Genomic DNA, 1,738 nt, shown 5'->3' on the forward strand with positions numbered 1-1,738 from the left:
GCGCTATTCTCGGACAGCCTCCCGGGGAGCTGTCCTGAAATAACTTCGACATTTCTACAGACGCTACCCGCCGCCCGTTTCTTGAAAAGCTGGAACCACTTGTGCTTTTGCGGGTGAAGCCGACAGGGCTTTTTCAGCTTTTTGACCCCAGCTTTTTGTCAGTAGAGATAACAGTACAGTTATCCAATTTTTTTTGTTTGCCTGTAGAATTATTCCCAAGCTGATTTCAGACCTGCAGAGGGTTATTTCGATAGTTGCCATTTACAGGTTATGTCATCAGGGGGCGTTGGAAACGATGGAATGATTTTTACATTGAGTAACAATTTCTCAATAAAGGAGATGTAATGATGCACGGAACTCAATCTAAACCCTTAACATATGAACTTGAACACCCGGCAAAACTGCACATTAATGATTCTGCATTCGATAAAACAACTGTTACTGCCCATGTTGGCGCTAATGGAGAGATCGTAACAGTTGAAAGGGGCGTTAATCCGAATAATGTGACCATTGCCTATGGCTGGTCAGTGGAGAAAGTAGACACAAGGTCGTTCTGCCAGAGAATGAAAGACGGTATTAAACACGGCTGGGAGCAAATCAAGTTACAATTCAGGAAGATTGGCGTTTGGCTGGGTATTATTCCCAAGGTATCCTCAGAACCTGAGGTTACCGTTACCCAGGAAACGCATCCTGACCTTTTTCCTCCTGAGCAAGCCCAGCGTGATGTTCGTATTCCTCCATTGAATGAGCATAAGGACAATAGTCCAGAGTTCAGGACGGTGCCAAACTCTTCCAGGGAAGACCTTGAGAGGCAACGGGAGAATGTGTTTCGGAAGATGTGGTTTCAGAAGAAAGTGCAGACAGATTAAAAATCAGGGGCAGGTCTTTCATTATGCATAACAATTGCCGTTTATGGTGATGAGAAAAGATATTTCACAATCAAAGACCTGACTGCAGCTTTTTTATCAAGACTTGACCCAGGTTTTTGCAGGTTTTTGTTTGCCAGCCTCCTGAAGGTTAGCTACTGTTAGCCAGTCAAACCGAAGGATTTGCCCATGCCTGAATCATCCGCCAGCAAACCAGGGCAGGTAATCAATATGCACGAAGCCAAAACCCGCCTCTCCCAGTTGGGAGAAATGGCTTGGCGTGGAGAGCGGGTCATTATTTCCAGGGCGGGCAAACCCTACCTCAAGCTGGTACCGTATCGTGAACGCAGGACACGCAAGCCTGGCCGGTATAAAGATGAAGTTAACCAGTCTGATACCGCTTTTGGTGACTCTGCTGACGGTACAGACGATGATATCGTCGAACTATTTGAAGGCGGCAAATGATGAGCATCCGGCACTTATTGTTGGATTCCTGCGTCTTTCTCTGGTGGCTTAAAGATTATGATCGTCTGGGACCTGAAACTCGCGCATTGATTATCAGCGTAGACAACATGGTTTGTCAGCGCAGCATCCATTTTGGAGATCGCTATCAAGAAAATACTGGGGAAACTGGAGGCTCCGGAAGGTTTATCTTCCATTCTCAAAGAAGAAGGTTTCTCTGCGTTACCCATTCAGCCATACCACGGCGAACTGTCTGGCACCCTTCCCATGATTCATAAAGACCCGTTTGACCGCCTGCTGGTTGCCCAAGCCCTGGCGGATGGGCTTGAATTGGTTACCAAACCCGTCGTAAAGCATCGCCCAATCGGGCGGTGATATAAGACAGGAGCGCGTAGAGCGCTCCGCTTGAG

At 47.2% G+C, this 1,738-nt stretch carries 3 protein-coding genes and 1 pseudogene; 3 read left to right on the plus strand and 1 reads right to left on the minus strand.

Going from position 1 to position 1,738, the window contains the following annotated elements:
* Window positions 1-63: 63 nt before the first annotated feature.
* Window positions 64-261, minus strand: a complete 198-nt coding sequence (locus KDK14_RS08565) for a hypothetical protein (RefSeq protein WP_257264677.1) — start codon at window positions 259-261, stop codon at window positions 64-66.
* Between the two features lie 83 nt (window positions 262-344).
* Between KDK14_RS08565 and KDK14_RS08570 the strand changes: the two genes are divergently transcribed.
* The 3 genes and pseudogenes from KDK14_RS08570 to KDK14_RS08580 form a co-directional block, all read left to right on the plus strand.
* Window positions 345-869, plus strand: a complete 525-nt coding sequence (locus tag KDK14_RS08570) for a hypothetical protein (protein ID WP_257264678.1) — start codon at window positions 345-347, stop codon at window positions 867-869.
* 186 nt (window positions 870-1,055) lie between these two features.
* A complete protein-coding gene (locus tag KDK14_RS08575; RefSeq protein WP_257264679.1) occupies window positions 1,056-1,331 on the plus strand; it encodes a type II toxin-antitoxin system Phd/YefM family antitoxin in 276 nt (91 codons plus the stop codon).
* A gap of 117 nt (window positions 1,332-1,448) precedes the next feature.
* Window positions 1,449-1,703: pseudogene (locus KDK14_RS08580) on the plus strand (type II toxin-antitoxin system VapC family toxin); the annotation flags it as partial.
* Between the last annotated feature and the right edge of the window lie 35 nt (window positions 1,704-1,738).

It is taken from the genome of Endozoicomonas sp. ONNA2 (assembly GCF_024606365.1).
GTDB lineage: Bacteria > Pseudomonadota > Gammaproteobacteria > Pseudomonadales > Endozoicomonadaceae > Endozoicomonas.